Here is a 25,694-nt window from a genome sequence, read left to right as displayed (position 1 = left end):
GTTTTGCGGATGGCGTTCGCCGGCTTGGGGGCCGGCGCGCCGCGTTCAGTTTGTGTGTGGCTAAACCCACTGTCCGTTCAGGCAGCGCGCATTTTGCGGGGGGGTCTTCGCCCCCCCGGAATAGGGCGCGCGGCTTCGTCAGTACCTGTCAGGTCGGTCCGCTCGTCACCGAGCGGCTCGTTCTTGTGCCTCGCGCCGGTCGTCTCCGGTTCGGCGACGGGCCCCGCTGGCGGCTGCGGGGTCCGGCGATCCGGGGGCGCGCACGTCGTGTCGTTACAGGTGTACCCCGCCTGCGGCGAGATCCTCCTTCAGGCGGGCGATCTCCTCCGGTGTGGCGTCGACCAGCGGCAGCCGGACCGGACCCGCCGGGTGGCCGGCCAGGCCGAGCGCGGCCTTGGTGAGGATCAGACCCTGGGTGCGGAACATGCCGGTGTAGACCGGCAGCAGGCTCTGGTGCACGGCGGTGGCCCGCGCGGTGTCACCCGCACCGTACGCCTCGACCAGCTCGCCCAACCGGTCGGCCACCAGGTGGCCGACCACACTGACCATACCGACGGCTCCGACCGACAGCAGCGGCAGGTTGAGGATGTCGTCGCCGGAGTACCAGGCCAGCCCGGACCGGGCGATCGCCCAGGAGGCCGCGGCGAGGTCGCCCTTCGCGTCCTTGTTGGCCACGATCCGGGGGTGCTCGCCGAGCCGGACCAGGGTCTCGTGGCTCAGCGCGACGCCGGACCGGCCGGGGATGTCGTAGAGCATCACCGGCAGTCCGGTGGCGTCGGCCACCGCGACGTTGTGCCGGTACAGCCCCTCCTGCGGGGGCTTGCTGTAGTACGGGGTCACCACCAGCAGGCCGTGGGCACCGGCGGCCTCGGCCTGCCGGGCCAGCTCGACGCTGTGCGCGGTGTCGTTGGTGCCGCAGCCGGCGACCACGTGCGCGCGGTCCCCCACCGCCTCCACCACGGCGCGCACCAGCTGCGCCTTCTCGGCGTCACTGGTGGTCGGTGACTCGCCGGTGGTGCCGTTCAGCACCAGGCCGTCGTTGCCCAGGTCCACCAGGTGGGAGGCCAGGCGCTGGGCGCCGTCGAGGTCGAGCCCGCCGTCGGCGGTGAACGGGGTCACCATCGCGGTCAGGACCCGGCCGAAGGGAGCGTGCGGAGTGGAGGTCGGAGCCATGGGTCCAAAAATACTCGTAGCCGATGAGGAGGCTGGGAGTCCGGTCCAGGGTTCGGACACGGGACCCCCTGACGAGGGGCCAGAAAGGCGACAAACCATAGGATTCCGGTGCTACCTGCTCGGGGGTTCAAGCAGCACCGGAATCCGTGTCCTGAGCCTAGGGAGCGCCCGATTCCGTCGCAATCCAGACATGCCGGACCGATGCGCCCATATGCCTATCGGCCCAGGTCAGGGTGCGACCCGGCCGTGTGCGTTGAAGGCCGCATGGGTGAGCGGCATCAGTCGGGCCCACTGGGCCTCCATCTGCTCGGCCACCATCTCGATCTCGCGCTGCGGGAACGACGGCACCTTGGCCCGCTCGTCCTTGGTCCGCAGCGACAGGAAGTGCATCAGCGAGCGCGCGTTGCAGGTCGCGTACATCGAGGAGAACAGGCCCACCGGCAGCACCGCCCGGGCCACCTCGCGGGCGACGCCCTCGGCGAGCATCTCCTGGTACGCCGCGTACGCCTCGGTGTAGGCCCGCTCCATCGCACTGCGGACGGCCTTGTGCTGACCGGGCGAACCCTCGTGGAACTCGTACTTGCCCGGGCGGCCGACCTGGACGAGCTTGCGCTCCTCGGCCGGGACGTAGAAGACCGGCTGCAGCTCGCGGTAGCGGCCGCTCTCCTCGTTGTAGGACCAGCCGGCCCGGTGCCGGTGGAACTCGCGGAAGACGAAGATCGGGGCGCTGACGAAGAAGGTCATCGAGTTGTGCTCGAACGGCGTGCCGTGCCGGTCCCGCATCAGGAAGTTGATCAGGCCCTTGGACTTCTCGGGGTCCTGCTGCAGTTCGTCCAGGGACTGCTCGCCGGCGGTGGACACCCGGGCCGCCCACAGGACGTCGGTGTCGGTGGCGGCGCTGCGGACCAGCTCCACCGTCACGTCGCTGCGGAACGCGGGGTCGGTCCCCTGTGCGTCGGTCACGCGTTACTCCTCTTTCCGAGCCATTCTCGCGAGCAGCCTAGGGCGCTACCAGGACCGTAGTGGTAGTCACTGGCAGTACCTGGCATCAGCCGCGCAGCTTGATGGCGTGGTGCATGGTCTTGCGGGCCCGCGGGGTGTCCCCCGCATCGGCGTAGGCGACGGCCAGGCGGAACCACACCCGCCAGTCACCGGGTTCGGCCTCGGCCTCCGCCTGCCGCCTGGCGAAGACCGCGTCGGCCGAGTCGCGGTCGATCCGGCCGCCCGAGGTGCGCTTGAGCTCGTCCACCGGCAGGCCGCCCTCGGCCTCCAGCTGGCGCGACATCTCCTCGGTGGTGCGGCCGAACCGGATGGTCTGGCGGAGGAACCAGACCCCGATGCCGGGGATGACGAAGGCGCAGATCCCGATGCCGATGCCGGCCGGCTTGCCGGTGGCGATCAGCTGGACCCCCTCCAGCACGCAGATCAGCGCGACGAAGAAGAGCACCCCCGCCAGGACGAAGAACCCGGTGCGCGAGGTCATCACAGGTCCAGGAAGTTCTCGAGCCCGAAGGTCAGCCCGGGGGTCTCGACCACCTTGCGCACGCCCAGCAGGATGCCCGGCATGAAGCAGCTGTGGTGCAGCGAGTCGTGGCGGATCGTCAGGGTCTCGCCGGTGTCGCCGAACAGCACCTCCTGGTGCGCCAGCAGGCCGCGCAGCCGCACCGCGTGCACCGGCACCCCGTCCACGTCGGCGCCGCGCGCGCCGGGCAGCGCGTGGGTGGTCGGGTCCTGCTGGCGGGGCCGGCCGGCCGCGTCCCGGGCGGCGGCGATCAGCTGGGCGGTGCGGGTGGCGGTGCCGCTGGGCGCGTCCGCCTTGCGGTCGTGGTGCAGCTCGACCACCTCGACCGACTCGAAGTACTTGGCCGCCTGCTGGGCGAACTGCATGGTGAGCACGGCGCCGATGGAGAAGTTGGGCGCGATCAGCACGCCGACGCCGGGCGCGGCCTTCAGCCAGCCCTGCAGCAGGTCCAGCCGCTCCGGGGTCCAGCCGGTGGTGCCGACCACCGAGTGGATCCCGTTGGCGGTGCAGAACTCCAGGTTGCGCATCACCGCGTCCGGGTGGGTCAGCTCGACCGCGACCTGCGCGTCGGCCGCGGTGAGCTCGCCCAGCTCGCTGTCGCGGCCGAGCGCGGCGACCAGCTCCAGGCCCTCGGCGGCCTGCACCGCCTTGACGGCCTCGGAGCCGATCCGTCCGGTGGCGCCGATGACGGCGACGCGCAGGGTCATCTCTGTCCTCACTCCCAGCTGTGTCTGTTACAGGAAGGCCGCGAGCGTGGCCGCCCGCTTGTCGGCGATCGGGCCGATCAGGGCCAGCGACGGCCGGTGCGCCCCCAGCACATCACGGGCCACCGCGTGCACGTCGGCCAGGGTGACACCGGAGATCTTCGCCAGCATCTCGTCCACCGACAGGTGCTGCCCGTAGGCCAGCTCGGCCTTGCCGATCCGGTTCATCAGCGAACCGGTGTCCTCCATGCCCAGCACGGTGGAGCCGGAGATCTGGCCGATCGCCCGGCTCAGCTCCTCCTCGGTGATCCCCTCGGCGACCACCTTGTCCAGCTCCTCGCGGCAGATCCGCAGCACCTGCTCGACCCGCTTGGGCTGGCAGCCGGCGTAGATGCCGAACAGGCCGGAGTCGGCGTACGAGGACGAGTAGGAGTAGACCGAGTAGGCCAGGCCGCGCTTCTCCCGGACCTCCTGGAAGAGCCGCGAGCTCATCCCGCCGCCGAGCGCGGCGTTCAGCACGCCCAGCGCCCAGCGCCGCTCGTCGTGCCGGGGCAGTCCGGGCACCCCGAGGACCAGGTGGGCCTGCTCGGTGGGCCGGTTCAGCACCTCCAGGCGGCCGGCCGTGCGCACCGCGCGGATCCCGCGGCGGGCCTCGGCGGGCGCCGCCGCGGAGCGCTCCAGCAGCGGCGCGAAGGCCGCCTTGACCTGCCTCACCACGGCCGCGTGGTCCAGGTTGCCGGCCGCCGCGACCACCAGGTGCTCCGGCTTGTAGCGGCGCTTGAAGAAGCCCGCGATCTGGTCCCGGCTCAGCGAGGTGACGGTCTCCTGGGTGCCCAGGATCGGGCGGCCGAGCGGCGCGTCGCCGTAGATCACCTTGGCGAACAGGTCGTGCACCACGTCGCCCGGGTCGTCCTCGGCCATCGCCATCTCCTCCAGGATGACGCCGCGCTCGGCCTCCACGTCCTCCGGGCGGATCAGCGATCCGGTGAGCATGTCGCAGACCACGTCGATGGCGAGCGGCAGGTCGGTGTCGAGCACCCGCGCGTAGTAGCAGGTGTTCTCCTTGGCGGTGAAGGCGTTCATCTCGCCGCCCACCGCGTCCAGCGCGGCCGAGATGTCCAGCGCCGAGCGCCGGGCCGTGCCCTTGAAGAGCAGGTGCTCCAGGTAGTGGGTGGCACCGTTCAGCTGCGGGGTCTCGTCCCGCGAGCCGACGCCGACCCAGATGCCGAAGGTGGCCGACCGCACCGTGGGCAGGGTTTCGGTGACCACCCGCAGGCCACCGGGGAGGACGGTGCGGCGCACCGTGCCCGCGCCGTCCAGGCCCTTGAGCAGGGTTCGGGTACTGCCGGGACGCTGGTTCGTCGCCGAGGCCTGGGCCACGGGCTTCCTTCTTTCGCGCAAGAACAGACACCGGAGGGGAGAACAGGGTGCGGCCCGTACGCCGCCAGGGGCGTACGGGCCGCGGGGGTGGCTAGCGCCGCGTCACTCGGACGCGGCCTCGTCGCCCTCTTCACCCTCGATGACCGGGATCAGCGAGAGCTTGCCGCGCGGGTCGATCTCGGCGATCTCGACCTGCACCTTGGCGCCGACGCCGAGCACGTCCTCGACGTTCTCCACGCGCTTGCCACCGGCGAGCTTGCGGATCTGCGAGATGTGCAGCAGGCCGTCCTTGCCCGGCATGAGCGAGACGAAGGCGCCGAAGGTGGTGGTCTTCACCACGGTGCCCAGGTAGCGCTCGCCGACCTCCGGCATGGTCGGGTTGGCGATCTGGTTGATCGTGGTCCGGGCGGCCTCGGCGGCCGGGCCGTCGGAGGCACCGATGTAGATGGTGCCGTCGTCCTCGATCGTGATCTCGGCGCCGGTGTCCTCCTGGATCTGGTTGATCATCTTGCCCTTGGGGCCGATGACCTCACCGATCTTGTCGACCGGGATCTTGATGGTGATGATCCGCGGCGCGTTCGGCGACATCTCGTCGGGCGTGTCGATGGCCTCGTTCATCACGTCCAGGATGTGCAGGCGGGCGTCCTTGGCCTGCTTCAGCGCGGCGGCCAGCACGGAGGCCGGGATGCCGTTCAGCTTGGTGTCCAGCTGCAGCGCGGTGATGAAGTTGCGGGTACCGGCGACCTTGAAGTCCATGTCGCCGTACGCGTCCTCGGCACCCAGGATGTCGGTCAGCGCGACGTAGTGGGTCTCGCCGTCGATGTCCTGCGAGATCAGGCCCATCGCGATGCCGGCGACGGCGGCCTTGAGCGGCACACCGGCGTTCAGCAGCGACATGGTGGAGGCGCAGACCGAGCCCATCGAGGTGGAGCCGTTGGAGCCCAGCGCCTCGGAGACCTGGCGGATCGCGTAGGGGAACTCCTCGCGGGTCGGCAGCACGGGCAGGATCGCCCGCTCGGCCAGCGCGCCGTGGCCGATCTCGCGGCGCTTGGGCGAGCCCACCCGGCCGGTCTCGCCGACCGAGTACGGCGGGAAGTTGTAGTTGTGCATGTAGCGGCGGCGGGTCTCCGGGGAGAGCGTGTCCAGCTGCTGCTCCATGCGGAGCATGTTCAGCGTGGTGACACCCAGGATCTGGGTCTCGCCGCGCTCGAACAGCGCCGAGCCGTGCACCCGCGGGATCGCCTCGACCTCGGCGGCCAGGGTGCGGATGTCGGTCAGGCCGCGGCCGTCGATGCGGACCTTGTCCTTGATGACGCGCTCGCGCACGATCTTCTTGGTCAGCGCGTTGTAGGCGGCGCTGATCTCCTTCTCGCGGCCCTCGAACTCCGGGAGCAGCTTCTCGGCGGCGACCGCCTTGACCCGGTCCAGCTCGTTCTGGCGCTCCTGCTTGCCGGCGATGGTCAGCGCCTTGGCCAGCTCGTCCTTGACGGCGGCGGTCAGCGCGGCCAGCACGTCGTCCTGGTAGTCCAGGAAGACCGGGAACTCGCCGGTGGGCTTGGCGGCCTGGGCGGCCAGGCGGGCCTGGGCCTCGCACAGCACCTTGATGAACGGCTTGGCGGCGTCCAGGCCACCGGCCACGACCTCCTCGGAGGGCGCCTCGGCGCCGCCCGCGACCAGCTTGATGGTCTTGTCGGTGGCCTCGGCCTCGACCATCATGATCGCGACGTCGCCGTCCGGCAGCACCCGGCCGGCGACGACCATGTCGAAGACGGCCTCCTCCAGCTCGGAGTGGGTCGGGAAGGCCACCCACTGACCCTTGATCAGCGCGACGCGGACGCCGCCGATCGGGCCGGAGAACGGCAGGCCGGCCAGCTGGGTCGAGGCGGACGCGGCGTTGATCGCGACCACGTCGTACAGGTGGTCGGGGTTGAGCGCCATGACGGTCACGACGACCTGGACCTCGTTGCGCAGGCCCTTGACGAAGGACGGGCGCAGCGGGCGGTCGATCAGGCGGCAGGTCAGGATGGCGTCCTCGGAGGGGCGGCCCTCACGACGGAAGAACGAGCCGGGGATCCGGCCCGCGGCGTACATCCGCTCCTCGACGTCGACGGTCAGCGGGAAGAAGTCGAAGTGCTCCTTCGGCTGCTTGGACGCGCTGGTCGCCGACAGCACCATGGTGTCGTCGTCCAGGTAGGCCACGGCGGAGCCGGCGGCCTGGCGGGCCAGCCGGCCCGTCTCGAAGCGGATGGTACGGGTGCCGAAGGAACCGTTGTCGATCACGGCCTCGGCGTAGAACACGTTCTCTTCCACCTGGAAGATCTCCTCTTTCGTACGTCTCCGGGAGAGCGCCCCCGCGTGTACCACCGTCGGCCCTGACCCGCCGGGCCGGTCTTCGATCGAAGCCTCCGGGTGCTCCCGCTTCGGTCTGCGGGACTCCCGGCGGCCACTACCGAGGACCGGCGCCTCGCGGCGGTCCGGCCTGACGTGGTGTCGGCGTGCTTCGTCCGGGCGGTTCGGTCCGCCCCGGCGAATGGGCGCTCTTCCTGGATGCGGGCGGCTTCCGTTTGAAGCCTGCAGCCCGCGGTCGGTTGTTTGGCGGCGTGGGTGCGGCGCTTGTGTGCGCCACCACCCGACATGCCCACAACCCTACGGTGCGAATCTCGGCCGCCCCGGGAGGCGAACCGGAAATGTACTGCGGTCGGGTACGCGCGAGGGGCGGCTCCCCGGAGGGGAGCCGCCCCAGGGGCGCTACTAGCGGATGCCGCCGGCGGCACCGCGGCGGATGCCCAGGCGGTCGACGAGCGCACGGAAGCGCTCGATGTCCTTCTTGGCCAGGTACTGCAGCAGGCGGCGACGCTGGCCGACCAGGATCAGCAGGCCACGACGGCTGTGGTGGTCGTGCTTGTGGAACTTGAGGTGCTCGGTCAGGTCCGAGATGCGGCGGGAGAGCATGGCCACCTGCACCTCGGGGGAGCCGGTGTCGCCCTCCTTCTGGCCGAACTCGGCGATGATCTGCTTCTTGACGTCGGCAGCGAGAGCCACGCGAACTCCTTCGGGGTTTTCCGAGCGCTCCTGGTCTATGGCACAGGAAACTTCCACGACTCGGACAGCCAAGGGTACCAGCCGGTCACCGCCGGGCCGACCGGGATTCCCGGCCGGCGTCAAGGGCGGCTCAGCCGGTGGTGCCGCGGACCAGTGCGTAGACGTCCAGCACCGCCAGCGCCAGCGGGACCAGCGACATCAGCAGCAGGCTGTCCACCAGGTCCAGCACCCGGCCCCAGAACGGCGAGACGCCCAGCCGCGGCACCACCAGGGCGATCGCGGTGAGCAGCGCGGCGCCGGCCGCGATGGAGCCGCCCAGCCAGAGCGTGCGCAGGTCGACGGCGGTGGCACTGGTGGCCTTGAGGATGAACAGCGGGGTGTGCAGCGCCAGGCCCAGGATGAGCAGCGCCAGGCCGAGCAGGCCGGCCACGGTCAGGCTGAAGACCTGCGCGGTGTAGCGGAACAGCCGGGCCCGCAGCATGGTCGAGACGCCCAGCGCCAGCGCCAGCAGCTGGGCGAAGACCGCGTCGCTGAACCCGAGCACGGTGCAGGCGCCGACGATCACCGCGGCCGAGCCGCCGACCAGGCCGACCAGCACCTCGTGCCCGCGCCGGGCCTGGTGCGCGATCCGCTCGTACTGCACGGCCTCGGCCCGGGTCTGCTCCTCGCCGAGCCGGCCGGAGCGGGTGCGCGCCTGGCCGGGGGCGCTGAAGCCGACCGGCAGCCGGGCGAACCGGGCCGACAGGGCCGGCAGGAAGCCGATCGCGGCCAGCGCGGCCACGCCGGCCACCGCGGCGATGTGACTGGCCGGGGTACCGGTCAGCAGCACCGCGGCGAAGGTGGACAGGGTGCCGGCGGTGCCGAGCACCGCGGCCGCCACGAAGACCGAGTCCCGCTCCGGCAGCAGTCCGACCAGCAGCACCGAGACCACCAGCACGGCCACGCAGCCGACCAGGAACTGGAGCCGGCCGGGCCCGCCGCCGGGGTGCGCCACCGCGATCACCCCGGTGCCGGCGATCAGCGCGTGCGGCAGCGCACCGACGCCCAGCGCCAGCGCGGCGGCGTGGTCCTGGTAGACCCGTGCGCGCACCCCGGCGAAGCCGACCAGCAGCACCGCGGTCACCCCGGAGAGCACGCCGGGCAGGCCGTGCATGTCATGGCGCAGGTCGGCGAACCAGAGCGCGAAGCCGAGCAGCACGATCAGCAGGGCGGCGCCGATCAGGCCGAAGGCCCGCATCAGGTCGGGGCTCCAGAACCGGCGGTCGGCCTCCACCGCGCTGGCGATCGCGTCGGCCACGTCGTCGTAGACCGCCGGCGGCAGCGACTCGGCGAACGGACGCAGGCTCAGCAGGTCGCCGTCGCGCACCTGCTGGGCGTTGAGCGGCAGACCGCTGTCCAGCACCGAGCCGTCCCGGCGCACCAGGTGGAAGCCGGTGGGCGCGCCCTCGCCCTGGGTCTGGCCGGACAGGCGCAGCACCTCTGGGTAGATGTCCGCCAGCGGTACGTCCTCCGGCAGCGCCACATCGATCCGGCTGTCCGGCGCCACCACGGTGACCCGGCAGAAGCCGGTCGTTGCGTTCGTACTCAACGGTGCTCCCCCTCGCTGCTGTTGGTGGTGCGTCACCCTACCGTCTGCCCCGGCGCGCGAGGCCCTCGGTAGGATCGCCCGGTCGGCGGCGGGGGCGAGGCAGTCACAGGGGCGCCACCTGCGCGATGCGACCGGTCAGTCGAGGGCGGTACATGAGTGTCGTAACGGTCAAGCGTCCGGCCCGGGCCTACCCGCCGGCGGTGCCGGAGGAGGCGGTGGAGCTGGTCGCCCCGCCCGAGCTGGCCCGTGGCGGCGGCGACGACTGGATGATGAGCCTGCTGCCGATGCTGGGCATGGGCGGCTCGGCGGCGTTCTTCTTCATGCCGGGCGCGGCCCCGATGATGAAGATCATGGGCGTGCTGATGCTGGCGTCCACCGCCGGCATGGGCGTGGCCCAGCTGGTCCGGGCCCGCAAGGGCGGCGGCGCGGGACTGGCCGACGAGCGGCGCGACTACCTGAAGTACCTGCAGCAGATGCGCCGTCAGGTCCGCCGCACCGCCGAGCGGCAGCGCGGCGCCCAGCTCTACCTGCACCCGGAGCCGGACCAGCTCTGGTCGATCGTGGCCGAGGGCCGCCGGCTGTGGGAGCGCCGCCCGAGCGACCCGGACTTCGCCCAGATCCGGCTCGGCCGCGGCCCGCAGCAGCTGAGCACCCCGCTGGTGGCGCCGCAGACCGCGCCGATGGACGAGCTGGAGCCGCTCTCCGCGGACGCGATGCGCTCCTTCCTGCAGGCCCACGGCACCTTGCAGGACCTGCCGTTGGCGGTCTCGCTGCGCGCCTTCTACCACATCACGGTCTGCGGCGACCCGGACACCGTGTACGGCAACGTGCGCGCGATGGTCGCCCAGCTGACCACCCTGCACTCCCCCGACGACCTGGTGGTGGCGGTGGCCGCCGCGCCCGGGGCGCTGGAGGAGTGGGAGTGGACGAAGTGGCTGCCGCACACCCAGCACCGCAAGCAGGACGACGGCGCGGGCTCGCGCCGGCTGATCGCGGCGGGCCTGGGCGAGCTGGAGCAGCTGCTCGCCGACGAGCTGTCCGGGCGGCCGCGGTTCGTCCGGGACGCCCAGCCGGCCCCGGACCAGCCGCACGTGGTGGTGGTGCTGGACGGCGCCTCGGTCCCGCACGACTCGCTGCTGGCGGGCGCGGAGGGCGTGCAGGGGGTGACCGTGATCGAGGTGGTGCCGGGCGAGCTGGACGAGCCGACCGGGCACCTGCTGGTCACCGTCTCGCCGCGGGAGCTGCTGCTGCAGTCCGCCTCCGGCGCCTCCTACTCGGGCGCGCCCGACACCCTGACCGCCTGGCAGTCCGAGGCGCTGGCCCGGCAGTTGGCCCCGTACCGGATCTCGGCCGGCGGCGACGACGAGCCGCTGCTGTCCAACCTGGACTTCACCGACCTGATGGGCGTGGGCGACGCCGGCTCGGTGGACGTCACCCGCACCTGGCGCCCGCGCGCCCAGCACGAGCGGCTGCGGGTGCCGATCGGGGTGGGCGCCAACGGCGAGCTGGTGCACCTGGACATCAAGGAGGCCGCGCTGGAGGGCATGGGCCCGCACGGCCTGTGCGTCGGCGCGACCGGGTCCGGCAAGTCGGAGCTGCTGCGCACGCTGGTGCTGGGCCTGGCGATGACCCACTCCTCCGAGGTGCTCAACTTCGTGCTCGCCGACTTCAAGGGCGGTGCGACCTTCGCCGGCATGGCGGACATGCCGCACACCTCCGCGGTGATCACCAACCTGGAGGGCGAGCTCACCCTGGTCGACCGCATGCGGGACGCGATCGAGGGCGAGCTGAACCGCCGCCAGGAGCTGCTGCGGTCGGCCGGCAACTACGCCAACCTCAACGAGTACGAGCGGGCCCGGGCGGCCGGCGCGGCGCTGGACCCGATGCCCTCGCTGGTACTGATCATCGACGAGTTCTCCGAGCTGCTGACCGCCAAGCCGGACTTCATCGACATGTTCATCCAGATCGGCCGGATCGGCCGGTCGCTCGGCGTCCACCTGCTGCTGGCCTCGCAGCGCCTGGAGGAGGGCAAGCTGCGCGGCCTGGACACCTTCCTCTCGTACCGGATCGGTCTGCGGACCTTCTCGGCCGCCGAGTCGCGGGCCGCGATCGGCGTGCCGGACGCCTACCACCTGCCGCCGGTGCCGGGCGTCGGCTACCTGAAGTTCGGCACCGACGTGATGGACCGCTTCAAGGCGGCCTACGTCTCCGGGCCGTACCGGGCGCCCGGCCAGCAGCGGTCCAGCGGCCGGGTGACGGGGGCCCGGCCGGTGCTCTTCACCGCCGCCGAGGTGCCGGTGCTGGAGCTGCCCGCCGAGGAGGTGGAGCCGGAGCCGGAGCAGCTGGACGACGCGCTGGTGGACACCGTGCTGGACGTCATCGTGCAGCGGATGGCGGGCCAGGGACCGGCGGCGCACCAGGTCTGGCTGCCGCCGCTGGACCTGCCGCCCAGCCTGGACCAGCTGCTGCCGCCGCTGGTGGCCACCCCCGAGCGCGGGCTGACCTCGCCGGACTTCGGGGCGCTGGGCCGCCTGGTGGTGCCGGTCGGCATCGTGGACCGGCCCCGCGAGCAGCGCCGCGACGTGCTCTACCAGGACTACTCGGGCGCGGCCGGCCACGGCCTGGTGGTCGGCGGTCCGCGCTCGGGCAAGTCCACCCTGATCCGCACCATGGTGGCCGGCTTCGCGCTCACCCACACCGCGGCCGAGGCGCAGTTCTACCTGCTGGACTTCGGCGGCGGCGGCTTCCAGTCGCTGCAGGAGCTGCCGCACGTCGGCGGCGTGGCCGGCCGGCTCGACCTGGACAAGGTGCGCCGCACCATCAGCGAGGTGCACGGGGTGCTGAACCGGCGCGAGGAGCTGTTCCGGGCCACCGGGATCGACTCGATCGCCACCTACCGCACCCGCCGCGCGGCCGGGCAGCTGCCGGACGAGCAGTTCGGCGACGTCTTCCTGGTCGTCGACGGCTGGCTCACCTTCCGCCAGGAGTTCGAGGCGCTGGAGCCGGTGGTCAACGACATCGCCCAGCGCGGCCTGGGCTACGGCGTGCACGTGGTGCTCACCGCGGCCCGCTACGCCGAGGTCCGCCCGGCGCTCAAGGACCTGCTGCAGAACCGCACCGAGCTGCGGCTGGGCGACTCGATGGAGTCGGAGATCGACCGCAAGGTGGCGCAGAACGTGCCGGCCGGCGCCCCCGGGCGCGGGCTGACCCCGGCCAAGCTGCACTTCCTCTCCGGGCTGCCGCGCCTGGACGGCGTCACCGGCACGGACGAGCTGGTGACCGGGGTGGCCGGCCTGGTGGAGGCGGTCAACGCGGCCTGGACCGGGCCGCGCGCCCCGCAGGTGCGGATGCTGCCCGCGGTGCTGGACGGCCACGCCCTGCCGAAGGGCTTCGAGCACCCCGAGCGCGGCGTCGCCTTCGGCGTGGACGAGGTCGAGATGGCACCGGTCTTCGTCAACTTCGAGACCGACCCGCTGTTCATCGTCTTCGGCGAGAGCGAGTCGGGGAAGTCGGCGGTGCTGCGGATGCTGATCAAGCAGATCACCGAGCGGTACACGCCGGACCAGGCCGGCATCGTGGTCGGCGACTACCGGCGCGCACTGCTGGGCGCGGTGCCGCCGGAGTACCTGGTGGAGTACGCGGCCGCCCAGCCGGCCATGACCGCGATCGTGGACATGCTGCGCGGGGCCTGCGCCCGCCGGCTGCCGGGCCCGGACGTCACGGCCGAGCAGCTGCGCAACCGCAGCTGGTACAGCGGCAAGGACATGTTCGTGATCGTGGACGACTACGAGCTGGTGGCCACCGCCTCCGGCAACCCGCTGTCGCCGCTGGCCGAGTTCCTGCCGTTCGCCCGGGACATCGGCCTGCGGGTGATCATCGCGCGCAGTGCCGGCGGTGCCGGGCGCTCGCTCTTCGAGCCGGTGATGCAGCGGATGCGCGAGCTGGGCGGCCAGGGCGTGCTGCTGTCCGGCCCGCGGGACGAGGGCGCGCTGCTGGGCGCCGCCAAGCCGCAGGCGCTGCCGCCGGGCCGCGGCGTCTTCGTCTCCCGCCGGATCACCGGCGGGCAGATGGTGCAGACGGGCTGGCTGCCGCCGCAGTAGTAGTCACGGAGAGTGATCAACGAGGGGCCGGGTGCGCAGTCGCACCCGGCCCCTCGTGGCTCCCGGCGTCCGCGGACCGGAAAGTTATCGACGAGTTTTCCGTCGGTCGCTGCGGATGTCGTCGCGCCGTGCGACGGCCGTCGCGGCCGCGGAGCCCCGTTCGGCACGCCTGTGCCACGGCATACATGTGCAAGAGGTGACCTTCGAATCATTTGGTTGAAAAGTCTTCTACCTTTGATTCATGCCCGATCGGCCAAAGCTAACAGTTCGGACATCCATCCCCGGGGTGGTTCGCAGGCATCGGATTGGATGGTCATGCGCTCCTTCGCAACGGATTCCGAAGGCCGAGCGAGATTGACGCAACCCATACACCCCCGCACCATTGGCCACTCGGGAGCGACACCACCACACCCCAGGCGACCCCCCTCCGGAGGCGATAGCCGCTCCCGATCCCCAGCACCGCACAGGACCGCGCCCCCCAGCGCTGAGCCGATCGGACTCCCTCCCATGACCGACACGCTTCGCCCACCCGCCACCGCCCCCACGGTGACGGTCAGTACCGCCGACGCCCCGCGCAAGCTCAACCGCTCGCTGGGCGTCGTGGGCGGAACGCTGCTCACGCTCTCCTGCGTCACCCCCGCCTCCTCGCTCTTCGTCCTCGTGCCCACCCTGTTCAACTCGCTGGGCACGGCGACGGCGCTGACCATCGGCATCGGCGCGATCATCTGCGTGGCGGTCGCCTTCGCCTACTCCGAGCTGGGCACCCTGATCCCGAGCGCGGGCGGCGAGTACGCGATGGTCGGCACGCTGGCCGGGCGGTTCGCCGGCTGGCTGGTCTTCATCCAGTCACTGATCGTGGTGATGATCGTCCCGTCGGTCATCGCGATCGGCACCGCCGCCTACCTGGCCCCGATCGTCCACCTGAGCCCGGCGGTGGCCGGCGCGGCCGTGATGCTCGCCGCCACCGTGGCCGGCCTGCTGGACCTGCGCGCCAACGCCTGGATCACCGGCATCTTCCTGGTGCTGGAGGTGATCGCGGCCGGCGTGGTCTCCTTCCTCGGCTTCGCGCACAGCCAGCGCGGTGCGAGCAGCATGCTCCACGGCGTGCTGGCCGACTCCTCCGGTGCCACCAGCGGGGTGGGCCTGACCGCGATCCTGGCCGCGATGGGCACCGCGCTCTTCGTCACCCAGGGCTTCTCCACCGCGATCTACCTGTCCGAGGAGCTGGAGAACCCGCGCAAGAACGTGGCCCGCACCGTGCTGTGGACGCTGGGCCTGTCCACCGTGGTCATCCTGGTCCCGGTGGTCGCGATCACCGTGGGCGCGCCCGACCTGGCCACCCTGACCGGCGGCGACATCTCCGCGATGGTCTCCGGCTGGAGCAACTCGGCGGTCGGCACCTTCATCAGCCTGTGCATCGCGCTGGCGATCATCAACGCCGGCATCGTCATGGTGATCCAGAACTCCCGGGTGCTCTTCGCCTCCGGCCGCGACCGCGCCTGGCCGGAGCCGGTGAACAAGGCCTTCGGGACCCTGAACCGGTTCAACGCGCCCTGGGTCTCCACCCTGGCGGTCGGCGTCCCCGGCGCGGCGCTGTGCTTCGTCCCCGGCCAGCTGCTGACCAACATCACCGGTGTCGCCGTCGCCGCCCTGTACCTGCTGGTCGCGGTCGCCGCCCTGCTCTCCCGCCGCGGCGCCCACAAGAGCTCCCCGGCCTGGCGCCAGCCGCTGTGGCCGGTGCTGCCGGTGCTGCTCATCGTGGTGCTCGGCTACGTGCTGACCCAGCTGGACACCACGGCGCTGATCTGGACCGGCGCGATCACCGTGGCCGCCTCCCTCTACTGGGTGTTCTACCTGCGCCCGCGCCAGGAGTCCCGCTGGGTGATCACCCTCCCCGAGGACGAGCAGCTCTGATCCCGCCACCGAACGGCCCGGACACCCGCTGGGGGTGTCCGGGCCGTTCGGCGTGTCAGCCCGCCGGGCGCAGCCGCCAGACCGGGGCCGCGACGATCGCGCGCAGCTGGGCGTCGGTGAGCAGCGGGTCCGCCTTGCCGCCACCCTGGCCGCGGTCGCTGCAGTACTGCACCTCGACCGCCACCAGGGTCGCGTCCGGCCACCACGCCGTCGCCCTCGCGCGCACCGCACCGCCGTTCGCGGGCGCGTCCGGGTGCTCCACCACGACCGCGGGGCCGCCGGGCGGCGCCTGGACCGACCCGAACCGCGGGTCCCGGGCGGTCTGCTTGCTCCAGTCCTCGACCCGGACGACCAGCTGGCAGGAGGTCCCCGGGTCACCGGCGAACAGCGTCGCGTAGCCCTCCAGGTTCCCGCCCACCCCGCCGCCGGTGGTCAGCCCCGGCGGCAGCAGCGTGCCGAGGGTGTCCAGCATCGCGTCCCCCGTCGGGACCCCGCGGGCCGACTGCCCCGCCCCCTGCGGGCGCGGCAGGACGTCCAGCAGCGGCCGCCAGCTCCCGGCGGTGACGATCGCGGACAGCTGCGCCGGGGTGAGCGGCGGGTCCGTCCGGGAGACCGGGTCGTCCTTCTCGCTGGGCGCGTTGACCTCGGCCAGGTCGATCAGCCCCAGGTCGGGGGTGAACAGCGCGGCCTGCCAGAGCTTGGTGGGCTTGCGCAGGTCCGGGAACTCGTGGCCCTGGAGGACGGTCAGCACCGAGCCGTCGGACTGCACGGTCGAGGTGCAGGCCTCCACCGCGGTGGCGGGCGGGCAGCTCAGGTACCCCGTGGCCGCCTCCCGCGGCAGCCGGTTCAGCGCGATCCGGATGAACGACTTCCCGTGACCGTCGTCGAGGACCAGATCGGCGGTGGGCGGCATCGGCCGGCCGTCGCTGCTGGTGGTGCGCGCGTGAGTCTGGCTGACCTGCCCGGGGGGCAGCAGCGAGCGCAGCTTGGCCAGCACCTGGTCGCCGGACGGCCCCGAGGGGGTCGGCGTCAGGCTCAGGCTCGCCAGTGGGCTCGGAGCGGCCGGCCCGGCGGTCCGGTGCGGCAGGCCGGCACCGATCAGCAGGGTCCCGCCGACCGCGGCCGCCGCCACCGCCGCCACCGCGCCGGTGAGCGCGGCGGCGCGCCGCCGGCGCAGCTGCCGGCCGCGCACCGCACCGGCCCGGACCAGGTCCGCGGTCTCGGTGCCGAACGGACGGCCGGCCCGGCCGAGCGCGTCGATCAGGTCGGCGTGCTCGTCCTCGTGCTCGGCTGCGGGCATGGGTTCCCACCCTCTCTCGGTCGATCGAACGGATCAAGGTGACGGGTCAGCGCGGCAGGTCGGCCAGCGAGTCGCCCAGGACCGCGCGCAGCCGGCCCAGCGCCCGGCTGCTCTGCGTCCGGACCGCCCCCGAGCTGGCCCGCAGCGCGTCCGCGGTCTCCTCGATCGAGCGGTCCTCCCAGTAGCGCAGCACCAGCACGGCCCGGTCCCGGGCGGACAGCCGGCCGAGCGCCTGCAGCAGCGTCAGCCGCAGCGCGGGGTCGCCCTCGCGCTGGGCGCTGTCCGGCAGCTCGCCGGTGGGCCGCTCACCGTTGGAGCGGCGGCGCTGGTGGGTGAGGAAGACCCGGACCAGCACGGTGTGCGCGTAGGCGGCCGGGTTGTCGATCCGCCGGCCCCAGTGCGCGTACATCCGGCCCAGCGTCTCCTGCACCAGGTCCTCGGCCAGGTGGGTGTCCCCGCTGGCCAGCAGGCAGGCCGAGCGGTAGAGCTGCGGGGTGCGGGCTGCGGCGAACTCCAGGTACTCCTGCTCCCTGGCCGCCCGTGCCGAACCGATCAGCTTCACCCTTGCCCCCGCCCTCGAACCGTCCCGTCACTCAGAACGACGCGGTGGGGCGGGCGGGATGTTACAGCCGGTCAGTCCGACCGGCCGCGACGGTGGTCGCGCAGCACCACGGCGCCGCCGAACAGCAGCGCCACCAGCAGCACGCCGGTGCCCAGCACGTAGGTGGCGGTGCGCCGGTCGCGGTCGGCCTGGGTCTCGCCGAGGCCGAGCGGCTGCGGCACGATCGGTGCGCCGGCCAGCCGGACCGCCGGGTCGGCCACCGGGTCGGCGGTCGGCGGGTCGGTGTCGGTGACCGCCTTGACCGGGTCGACCACGCCCCACCCGAGGTACTTGGTGGGCCCGCGCTCCACCCGCTGGGCGGTCTGCTCGATCCGGGCCCGGATCTGCCGGGCCGTCCAGTCCTTGTGCTCCCCGCGCAGCAGCGCGGCCACGCCGGCCACGTAGGGGGCGGCGAAGCTGGTGCCGTTGTCCACGCACTGCCCGCCGCCGGGCACGGTGGAGAGCATGTCGACGCCGGGGGCGGCCACCTTGACGAAGTCCCCGTACTCGGAGAAGGAGGCCCGCTCGTTGTTGCGGTCCGAGGCGCCCACCGCGAGCACCGAGGGGTAGCCGGCCGGGTAGGTCGTGCCGTCCTGGCCGTCGTTGCCGGAGGCCGCGACCACCACCACGTTGGCCTGCTCGGCACCCTCCACGGCGCGGCGCAGCGCACCGCCGTCGCCGAAGTCCCCGCTGCTGCCGGTGGCCCGCACGTCCTGCGAGATGTTGATCACCTGGGCGCCCCGGGCCACCGCGGAGGTGATCGCCTGGGCCAGCGTGGTGACGTCGCCGTTGCCCGCGTCGTCGTTCTGGCGGATCGTCAGGATCTTGGCGTCGGGCGCGAGTCCGACGAAGCCGACGCCGTCGCGGTGGCCGGCGGCGATGATCCCGGCCACCTTGGTGCCGTGGCCCACCGGATCGGTCTTGGCGCCGCCCTGGGCGGGCGCCGGCGGGGTGGCGCTCTTGTCGATCAGCAGGGTGCCGCCGTCCTGCACCTTGCCCTGCAGCTGCGGGTTGCGGTCGTCCACGCCGGTGTCGATCACCGCGACCAGCACGTCCTTGCCGGTGGTCCGACCGCCCTGCCAGAGCTGGTCCAGCAGCACCCGCTGGAGCGCCCACGGGGTGGCGGCCACGTCCTTGGCGGGGAAGGTGCAGTTGCCGGCCGCCGAGATGCTCAGCGGCGACCAGTGCACGTCGGCCGGGCCGTCCGCGCGGGCCGGCGACCCGGCCGCGAGCACGCCCAGCACCGCCGCGACCGCCCCCGTGCGCCCCAGTGCGCGCTTCAACTCCACTGCCCACCCTCCGCCTTGCCTGACACAGCCGAAGCGGGCGTCCGAGGTGGACGCCCGCTTGGCGTTGCGAACAGCACCGCACCCCGACCCGGGGCGGCGGTGTCAGCCCTCCCAGAGCGCCCGGTTGGAGTTCTCCGTGTGGGTGTAGCTCTGGTGCGCGTTGTCCAGCGCCGAGGCGATCTGCAGCAGCGTGGTGTGCAGGTCGGCCGCCTTCTGGTCCCAGATCCGCTGGCGGGCCTGGTAGCCCTCCTGCGCCGCACCGGTCCAGGACGCGGCGATCTTGGCGACGCCGGCCTTGAGGTCGTCCAGCTGCTGCTGGATCGTGGTGGCGCTCTGACGAACAGTGGTGCCCGCGTTCGAGATGGTCTCGAAATGGACCTTGATCTCCATGGTGACTCCTAGCGAGGAAGAGGTGGACCGGGCACGCCCCCGTGTCGGCTGCCCGGAATCGACTCAGCGCCGGCGGCGGCGGGCTCAGGCGCCCTGGACGCCGCTGATCGAGGAGCGCTGGTGGTCTTCGGTCGCGGAGTAGTTCTTGGTCGTGGCGTCGATCGCCTGCCGGATCTCCTCCAGCACCTTGTTGAGCGCGCTGGCGTCCTCGTTCCAACGGTCCTGCAACTGGTGGTAGGCGGTCGCAGCCTCGCCCGTCCAACCACCGGCGACGTCGCCGATCAGGCTGTTGAGCTTCTGGATCTCCTGCTGAACCTGCGAGTTGACCTGGGCGATCCGACCCGAAAAGGCCGTCATCTCCTCGGCGGTCGTCGTGAACTGACCAGCCATGCTCCACCGTCCCCCATGAGACAGACCATCATCGGGCCAGGTCCGGTCACCCGTCCGGCCCGAAGGACACCACGGTGTGATGCCTGCGGAGCACTGTAGCCGCCGGTACCGACCGGCCCAACACCGGGCAGCCGATGGTTACCAAGCCATGACGTTGCGGCCACGGGTCGCTGACCACGCGTCAGAAGTCGGTTCGGCGGCTCAGGAGTTCTGCGCCTGGGTGGCGGTCTTGGTGTTCAGCACCGGGCCCTGCGGGACCAGGTCGGACCACGGCTTGGGGACCGGGACCGGCACGTCGTCCTTGTAGCCGAGCCGGGCCTGCGCCTCGTTGGTCTGCGGGGTCGCCCCGCCCGCCTGGGCCGCCTGGGCCGCCTGCGACGGGTCGGCGCCGGGGGTGGCCGCCGGGCCGTCGTCGTTGGCCGTCACCGCGTACCGCAGCCCGGTCTCGGTGATCAGGAAGTCGCTGCCGGAGCCCTGGGTGCCGTTGTCCATCGCCCGGTAGAACAGCCCGTGGCCCGGGCTGACGTGCGCGGTCGCGGTGCCCGGCGTGTAGGGGGCGGGGAAGTCGGTGCCGGCCCAGACCGAGCGCTGCACCCCGGACGTCGACATGCCCTCGAACGTGGAGCAGACGACCACCCGGTCGGCGCCGGAGTCGGCACCGTTCAGCGCCGGGCCGGGCTTGGCGGTCGGCCAGTCCGGCACCTTGGCCAGCGGCCCGCTGGTGTCGAAGTCGCGGGTGTAGCCGGCGTTGTCGGCCGGGGTGATGGTGCCGACGGTGGGCGCCTGCTGGTCGTACGCCACCGCGGTCAGCGGGTTCTTCTCGATCAGCTCGGCGGTGAACGCGGTCACCTGGTACAGCCGGTCGGTGCCGACCACGTAGTACGCGTCCCCCGAGCTGACCACCCGTCCGACGAACCGCTGCGCCGGGTCGGAGAGCTTCACGGCGGACGGGGTCTTGGTGCCGGTCAGCCCCGGCACCGTCGGGAACACGATCGGGCTGCCGTCGGCCAGCGTGTTCAGCCACTGCTGGGTGACGTGCTCGGGCTTGCCCGGGGTGCCGAACAGCGCCACCTGCAGCGCCCGCATGTCGACCTGGCTCATCCCGGGCGTGCCCAGCAGGTGCTTGCGGCCCTGCGGGTCGACCAGGAACTGCGGCCCGTCCGCGCCGTTCTCCTTCGGCCCCTGCACGTAGAGCGCCTGGCCGCCGCCGAGCATCCGGTCCTTGCGGCCCAGGGTGTCCGCCTCGGCACCGGCCGCGATGAAGACGCCCTGGTTGGGGTGGTCGTCGTCGGCACCGGGGCGGTCGCAGACCGACCACTTCTTGTTCTGCCCCGCGTCCTGGGCGGTGGGCAGCTTGTCCGGCGCGTACGGGATGCCGATGGTCGGGCCGTGGTCCTTGTAGTTGTCCAGCACCGAGTCGGCGACGAAGACCACCTTGGAGTCGGCCGGCAGCACCAGCTTGGCCGAGGCCATGTTGATCACCGGGTGCAGCACCTTGGTGCCGTCCGGCCCGGGCAGCACCACGTAGCGGGTCGTCGAGTCCTTGCCGACGATGACGCTCTTGCCGTCGTCCCACCCCACCGGCGCACTGGGCTTGATCATCCCCCAGATCCCGAAACCGGCCATGACCAGCGCGCCGGCCACCAGCGAGGGCACGATCGCGCGGATCGGGCGCGGCGCGTCCTCGTCGCTGCCGCCGCCGGCCGGCTGCAGGAACGCGCCCACCGTCCGCTTGCGCGCGAAGGTGTACGCGTTCAGTTCGTCGCGCCGTGATGCCATCCGAAACCCCGTCTCCCCTGTGCCAGTGCCCCGCCCGCGGGATCCTGTCGCGGCCCAACCCTCTACGATGCCGCAGACGGTGAGTACGGTACGGGTACTGTTCAGCACCCGGCCAGCCGGGCCGTGACAGCCGATCAGAGAGGGTCACGCGGGGGATGCGAAGGCAGACGGCTCCGGGGCGACGCCGGGCGGAACGCGGCGCTCGGTCGGCCACCGGGACGAGCGACGCGGTGGCGGTGAAGGTGCACCCGCGCCCCGGCCTGCTCGGCGGGCGCCTGCGACTGCAGCAACTGGTGCTGGTGCAGGTCGCGGTGGCGCTGGTCGCGGTCGGCTGGACGGTGAACCGGATGACCGCCGTCGGGCTCGCGGTGCCGGCCGCGCTGCTGCTGGTGCTCGCGCTCGTTCCGGTGCGCGGACGCACCCTGCCGGACGCCCTGCGGATCCGCTCGGCCCAGCGGGCCCGCCGGCGGTACGCCGCGGTCGTGGTGCCGCCGGGCACCGACCCGGGCCTGGCCCCGGCACTGGAGCTGGACCCGGCACTGCGCACCTGCACCCACGCCACCGAGACCGACCTGGGCGCCGGGCGCCCGATCCGCCGGGAGACCGGCATGATCGGCGACGGCACCTTCCTCACCTCGGTGCTGCTGGTGCAGGCCAAGGACCAGCCGCTGCGGCCGGTGCGCACCGCACTGCCGCTGCCGCTGGACCTGCTCTGCTCGGCGCTGCGGGTGGACGACATCGCGCTGGAGTCGGTGCAGCTGGTGCAGCACACCCAGCCCGCCCCGGCGCCGCACCTGCCCGAGCAGTCGCTGGCCGCGCGCGGCTACCGGCAGCTGCCGGCCGGCCCCGGCACCCCCGCGCTGCGGCTGACCTGGGTGGCGCTCAAGCTCGACCCGGAGCGCGCGGCCACCGCGGTGCTGGCCCGCGGCGGCGGCGAGGAGGGCGCCCGCAAGGCGCTGCAGCGGGTCACCGACCAGCTGGCCGGACGGCTCAACGGCGCCGGCTTCACCGCCACCGTGCTGGACGAGCGCGAACTGATCGCCGCCCTGTCCATCGCCACCTGCGCCAACCCGCTGGCCACCGCGGGCCGGCAGGGCAGCGGCGGCGGCGGGCAGCTGCCCCGGCGGACCCAGGAGAGCCGGCGGTACTGGCGGGTGGACGACCGCTTCCACACCACCTACTGGATCTCCCGCTGGCCCCAGCTGAGCCGCCCGTCCGGCGCGGCCGGCCGGGTCTTCGCCCCGGACCTGGTCAACCTGCTGACCGGCACCCCGGCGCTGGCCAGCGCGTTCAGCCTGACCGCCCGGCCGGGCACCGGCGAGTCGGTGGCGGTCAGCGGGTACGTGCGGGTGGTGGCCCGCAGCGAGGACGACGCCACCCAGTACGGCCGCCAGTTGGAGCAGCGCGCCCAGGGCGTCGGGCTCGGCCTCTCCCGGCTGGACCAGGAGCAGGCACCCGGCGTGCTGGCGACGCTGCCGCTGGGCGGGACGGCGTGACGGACCTTCGGCCGACGACCACGCATCCGGGAGGGATCGCCTGATGGCCTACCAGACCTACTCGGGGCCGGCCGCACAGGCCGGCGCCGCCACCGGCCGGCCCGCCCGCCGGATCCGGCCCGGCTTCGGGCTGCGCGGTCCGCGCCGGGAGCGGCACGTGCTGGAGCCCGCCGACCTGGCCGCGTTCTGCTTCCCGGTCGGCGACGACGGGGTGCTGATCGGCGAGGACCCGGAGCGCCACCCGGCGGTGCTCGGACTGTTCCGCCCGACCGCCTACGACGTGGTGCTGGTCGGCGGGATCTGGACCGCCCAGCTGATCGCGCTGCGGGCCGCGGCCACCGGTGCCCGGGTCGCGGTGGAGACCGCGCGCCCGCAGCTCTGGGCGCCGATGGCGCAGGCCGCGGGCGGCGGGCAGCCGTGCGTGACGGTGCACCAGATCGGACGGCTCGGCGCGCAGGGCGCCTCGGTGGCCGCGCCGGTGCTGGTGGTGCGCGACCTCGGACCGCGGCCGCCGCGCAGCCGGCTCTCGGCCAGCCCGTGGCAGTCCACCGTCACCGTGCTGCCCTACCTGGGACCGAACGCCTCCCGGGTGCTGAACGCGGCCGACCTGGTGGGCGTGCAGCGGGTCTCGCCGCAGGAGGCCGAGCTGGTCGGGCGGGTGCTCTCGTTCGCCCCGGCCGACGTGGCCGCGCTGCCCACCCTCAGCGACGACATCACCCTCTGGGCCTCCCGGATGCGCCGCCAGTACGTGCGGCTGGAGCCCGGCTCGGACGAGTACCAGGTGCTCGGGCCCGCCCGACGGGTGGACTGAGCCGAGGATCCGTCAGCTCGGATCGGGAGCCGAAGGTGTGGTGAACCTGGCAAGGCCAAGGTTTTAGGCTGGTGCCCACGGCACCGCGGACAGCGGCGGCGAACACGAGGGAGCCCAAGGTGAGCAGCGATCGGGACGGCGTCTACGTCGGCGACAACGCGGCAGAGGACGACGACGACTGGTCGGACGCGCCGGACTACACTCCCCCGGCCTGGTACACGCAGAGCGAGCCGCCGGCGGTGGGTCGGCCCGCGGCCGAGGCCGCGCCGGCCGAGGAGCCGGCGGCTCCTGCGCCGGTGCCGGCTCCGGCTCCCGTGCCCGCGGTGGAGGCGGTGCCCGCACCGCTGCCCGCTCCCGCACCGGCCCCCGTCCCGCTTCCTGCTCCGGCGCCCGCGCCCGTGCCCGCCGCCGAGCAGCCGCCCGCGCCCGTCCCGGGGCCGGCCGAGGCCGAGCCGAGCACGTTCCTGATGGCCCCGCCCGTCGCGCCCGGGCCGGCTCCCGTGCCCGCTCCGGCACCCGTGCCCGCTCCCGCACCGGTTCCCGCTCCGGCGCCCGCCCCGGCCCCCCAGTCCGTGCCCGCTGCCGAGCAGCCGCCCGCGCCCGCGCCCGCGCCCGCGCCCGCCGACGCGTACCCGGGCTACGCCTACCCGCCCGCCGCCCAGCAGCCCGTCCAGCCGCACCCGGTCCCGGCTCCCGCCCCGGCCCCGCAGCCCGCACCCCCCGGCACTCCCTGGCCCGCGCCGCAGGAAGCGCCGCAGCCGGTCTTCCCCCAGCAGGCCCAGCCGTACCCGTACCCGCCCCAGGCCGCCCAGCCCGCCCCGGCCCCCGCGCCGCCGGCCCACCCCGTCGACCCCCGCCAGGGCGGCTGGCCGCAGCCCACCGCGCACCCGGGGCCGCCGCACCAGCCCTACCCGGCCCCCGGCCACGCCCAGCAGCCCCCCGCGCCGCAGCCCCCCGCCGCCTTCCAGCAGCCCGGCGCCCAGCCCGCCCCCGCCCCCGGCGCCCCGCTCGGCTACACCGCCGCGGTCGAGCTCAACTCCGACCGCCTGCTGCGCAACCAGCCCAAGCAGCAGCGCCAGACCCCGCGGCTGCGGTTCGGCGGCAAGGCGGCCCAGGCCGAGCGCGAGCGCCGGCTGGGCATCATCCGCACCCCCGTCCTCAGCTGCTACAAGATCGCGGTGATCAGCCTCAAGGGCGGGGTGGGCAAGACCACGACCACCACCTCGCTCGGCGCCACCCTGGCCAGCGAGCGCCAGGACAAGGTGATCGCGATCGACGCCAACCCGGACGCGGGCACCCTGGGCCGCCGGATCAAGCGGCAGACCGGCGCCACCATCCGCGACCTGGTGACGGCCATCCCGCACCTGCACAGCTACATGGACATCCGTCAGTTCACCTCGCAGGACCAGAACTCCGGCCTGGAGATCCTGGCCAACGACGTGGACCCGGCGGTCTCCACCACCTTCAACGACTCCGACTACCGCCAGGTGATCGACGTGCTGGGCCGCCAGTACCCGATCATCCTGACCGACTCCGGCACCGGCCTGCTGTACAGCGCGATGCGCGGGGTGCTGGACCTGGCCGACCAGCTGATCATCGTCGCCACCCCGAGCGTGGACGGCGCCAGCAGCGCCAGCACCACGCTGGACTGGCTCTCCGCACACGGCTACGCCGACCTGGTGCAGCGCAGCATCACGGTGATCTCCGGGGTCCGTGAGACCAGCAAGATGATCCGCACCGAGGACATCGTGGCCCACTTCCAGACCCGCTGCCGCGGCGTCGTGGTGGTGCCGTTCGACGAGAGCCTGGCGGCCGGGGCCGAGGTCAACCTGGAGATGATGCGGCCCAAGGTCCGGGAGGCCTACTTCGAGCTGGCCACCCTGGTCGGCGAGGACATCGCCCGGGCCCAGCAGGCGGCGGCCCAGGGCGGCTGGCAGCAGGCGGCCCAGCAGGGCGCGCCGCAGCAGTGGCCGGGCCAGCCCCCCGCCGGCTACGGCTACCCGCCCGCCGACCAGGCCGCAGGGCAGCCCTGGGGCGCCCCGACGCCCGGCCAGCCCTGGCAGCAGCAGCACGGACAGCCCCCGGCCGGCTACGGCTACCCGCCCGCCGGTCCCGGTCAGGAGGCCGCGCCCCAGCAGCCGCTGCCCCAGGAGTGGACCCAGCAGCCGCCGCAGCAGTGACCCCGGCCGCCCGGGTACGGACGAGGGGCGCCACC

At 73.1% G+C, this 25,694-nt stretch carries 19 protein-coding genes; 5 read left to right on the top strand and 14 right to left on the bottom strand.

The window, feature by feature from the left end; translation table 11 throughout:
• Nucleotides 1–273 precede the first annotated feature (273 nt).
• The 8 genes from dapA to eccD form a co-directional block, all read right to left on the bottom strand.
• Entirely contained in the window at nucleotides 274–1,173 is a 900-nt protein-coding gene (dapA, locus tag ACFW1A_RS16955) for a 4-hydroxy-tetrahydrodipicolinate synthase (RefSeq protein WP_380409753.1), read from the bottom strand.
• Nucleotides 1,174–1,401: 228 nt separating this feature from the next.
• The gene (thyX, locus tag ACFW1A_RS16950; RefSeq protein ID WP_380409751.1) at nucleotides 1,402–2,136 is read right to left on the bottom strand and encodes an FAD-dependent thymidylate synthase; all 735 of its coding nucleotides are present in this window, start codon (nucleotides 2,134–2,136) and stop codon (nucleotides 1,402–1,404) included.
• 85 nt (nucleotides 2,137–2,221) lie between these two features.
• A complete protein-coding gene (locus ACFW1A_RS16945; RefSeq protein ID WP_380409749.1) occupies nucleotides 2,222–2,656 on the bottom strand; it encodes a hypothetical protein in 435 nt (144 codons plus the stop codon).
• Nucleotides 2,656–3,402 (bottom strand): 4-hydroxy-tetrahydrodipicolinate reductase, encoded by a 747-nt coding sequence (dapB, locus tag ACFW1A_RS16940; protein WP_380409747.1) that lies wholly within the window; start codon nucleotides 3,400–3,402, stop codon nucleotides 2,656–2,658. The genes ACFW1A_RS16945 and dapB overlap by 1 nt, the downstream gene beginning before the upstream one ends.
• A gap of 27 nt (nucleotides 3,403–3,429) precedes the next feature.
• On the bottom strand, nucleotides 3,430–4,779 hold the full coding sequence (locus ACFW1A_RS16935) for a M16 family metallopeptidase (RefSeq protein WP_380409745.1): 1,350 nt from the start codon (nucleotides 4,777–4,779) through the stop codon (nucleotides 3,430–3,432).
• A 102-nt stretch (nucleotides 4,780–4,881) separates the two neighbouring features.
• A complete protein-coding gene (locus ACFW1A_RS16930) occupies nucleotides 4,882–7,089 on the bottom strand; it encodes a polyribonucleotide nucleotidyltransferase (RefSeq protein WP_380409743.1) in 2,208 nt (735 codons plus the stop codon).
• Between the two features lie 441 nt (nucleotides 7,090–7,530).
• Nucleotides 7,531–7,821, bottom strand: coding sequence for a 30S ribosomal protein S15 (gene rpsO, locus ACFW1A_RS16925; protein WP_110668311.1), 291 nt, complete (start codon nucleotides 7,819–7,821; stop codon nucleotides 7,531–7,533).
• 130 nt (nucleotides 7,822–7,951) lie between these two features.
• A complete protein-coding gene (eccD, locus tag ACFW1A_RS16920; RefSeq protein WP_380409740.1) occupies nucleotides 7,952–9,409 on the bottom strand; it encodes a type VII secretion integral membrane protein EccD in 1,458 nt (485 codons plus the stop codon).
• Between the two features lie 152 nt (nucleotides 9,410–9,561).
• On the opposite strand from eccD, the gene eccCa reads away from it, so the two are divergent.
• Nucleotides 9,562–13,509 carry a type VII secretion protein EccCa gene (gene eccCa / locus ACFW1A_RS16915; RefSeq protein WP_380409738.1) on the top strand — a complete coding sequence of 1,316 codons (3,948 nt, stop codon included), beginning with the start codon at nucleotides 9,562–9,564 and terminating at the stop codon, nucleotides 13,507–13,509.
• Between the two features lie 507 nt (nucleotides 13,510–14,016).
• Nucleotides 14,017–15,423 carry an APC family permease gene (locus ACFW1A_RS16910; protein WP_380409736.1) on the top strand — a complete coding sequence of 469 codons (1,407 nt, stop codon included), beginning with the start codon at nucleotides 14,017–14,019 and terminating at the stop codon, nucleotides 15,421–15,423.
• 55 nt (nucleotides 15,424–15,478) lie between these two features.
• Here the strand turns inward: ACFW1A_RS16910 and ACFW1A_RS16905 are convergent, their stop codons facing one another.
• From ACFW1A_RS16905 to eccB, 6 genes are all read right to left on the bottom strand, one after another.
• Nucleotides 15,479–16,723 carry a hypothetical protein gene (locus tag ACFW1A_RS16905; protein ID WP_380409734.1) on the bottom strand — a complete coding sequence of 415 codons (1,245 nt, stop codon included), beginning with the start codon at nucleotides 16,721–16,723 and terminating at the stop codon, nucleotides 15,479–15,481.
• Nucleotides 16,724–16,769: 46 nt separating this feature from the next.
• Complete coding sequence (locus ACFW1A_RS16900; RefSeq protein ID WP_380409732.1) at nucleotides 16,770–17,285, bottom strand: SigE family RNA polymerase sigma factor; 516 nt, start codon at nucleotides 17,283–17,285, stop codon at nucleotides 16,770–16,772.
• 71 nt (nucleotides 17,286–17,356) lie between these two features.
• Complete coding sequence (mycP, locus tag ACFW1A_RS16895) at nucleotides 17,357–18,613, bottom strand: type VII secretion-associated serine protease mycosin (protein ID WP_380409730.1); 1,257 nt, start codon at nucleotides 18,611–18,613, stop codon at nucleotides 17,357–17,359.
• 102 nt (nucleotides 18,614–18,715) lie between these two features.
• Nucleotides 18,716–19,003 (bottom strand): WXG100 family type VII secretion target, encoded by a 288-nt coding sequence (locus tag ACFW1A_RS16890; protein ID WP_380409728.1) that lies wholly within the window; start codon nucleotides 19,001–19,003, stop codon nucleotides 18,716–18,718.
• Between the two features lie 84 nt (nucleotides 19,004–19,087).
• A complete protein-coding gene (locus ACFW1A_RS16885; protein WP_380409726.1) occupies nucleotides 19,088–19,393 on the bottom strand; it encodes a WXG100 family type VII secretion target in 306 nt (101 codons plus the stop codon).
• Between the two features lie 201 nt (nucleotides 19,394–19,594).
• A complete protein-coding gene (eccB, locus tag ACFW1A_RS16880) occupies nucleotides 19,595–21,172 on the bottom strand; it encodes a type VII secretion protein EccB (protein ID WP_380409724.1) in 1,578 nt (525 codons plus the stop codon).
• A gap of 230 nt (nucleotides 21,173–21,402) precedes the next feature.
• On the opposite strand from eccB, the gene eccE reads away from it, so the two are divergent.
• The 3 genes from eccE to ACFW1A_RS16865 all read left to right on the top strand — a co-directional run bounded on the left by eccE (nucleotide 21,403) and on the right by ACFW1A_RS16865 (nucleotide 25,659).
• The gene (gene eccE, locus ACFW1A_RS16875; RefSeq protein ID WP_380409722.1) at nucleotides 21,403–22,668 is read left to right on the top strand and encodes a type VII secretion protein EccE; all 1,266 of its coding nucleotides are present in this window, start codon (nucleotides 21,403–21,405) and stop codon (nucleotides 22,666–22,668) included.
• A gap of 43 nt (nucleotides 22,669–22,711) precedes the next feature.
• On the top strand, nucleotides 22,712–23,479 hold the full coding sequence (locus ACFW1A_RS16870; RefSeq protein WP_380409720.1) for a hypothetical protein: 768 nt from the start codon (nucleotides 22,712–22,714) through the stop codon (nucleotides 23,477–23,479).
• Between the two features lie 119 nt (nucleotides 23,480–23,598).
• On the top strand, nucleotides 23,599–25,659 hold the full coding sequence (locus ACFW1A_RS16865; protein ID WP_380409718.1) for an AAA family ATPase: 2,061 nt from the start codon (nucleotides 23,599–23,601) through the stop codon (nucleotides 25,657–25,659).
• Nucleotides 25,660–25,694 lie beyond the last annotated feature (35 nt).

The sequence above is a fragment of the Kitasatospora sp. NPDC058965 genome, assembly GCF_042741245.1.
Lineage (GTDB): Bacteria > Actinomycetota > Actinomycetes > Streptomycetales > Streptomycetaceae > Kitasatospora.
This window is presented reverse-complemented; position numbering and strand designations above follow the sequence as displayed.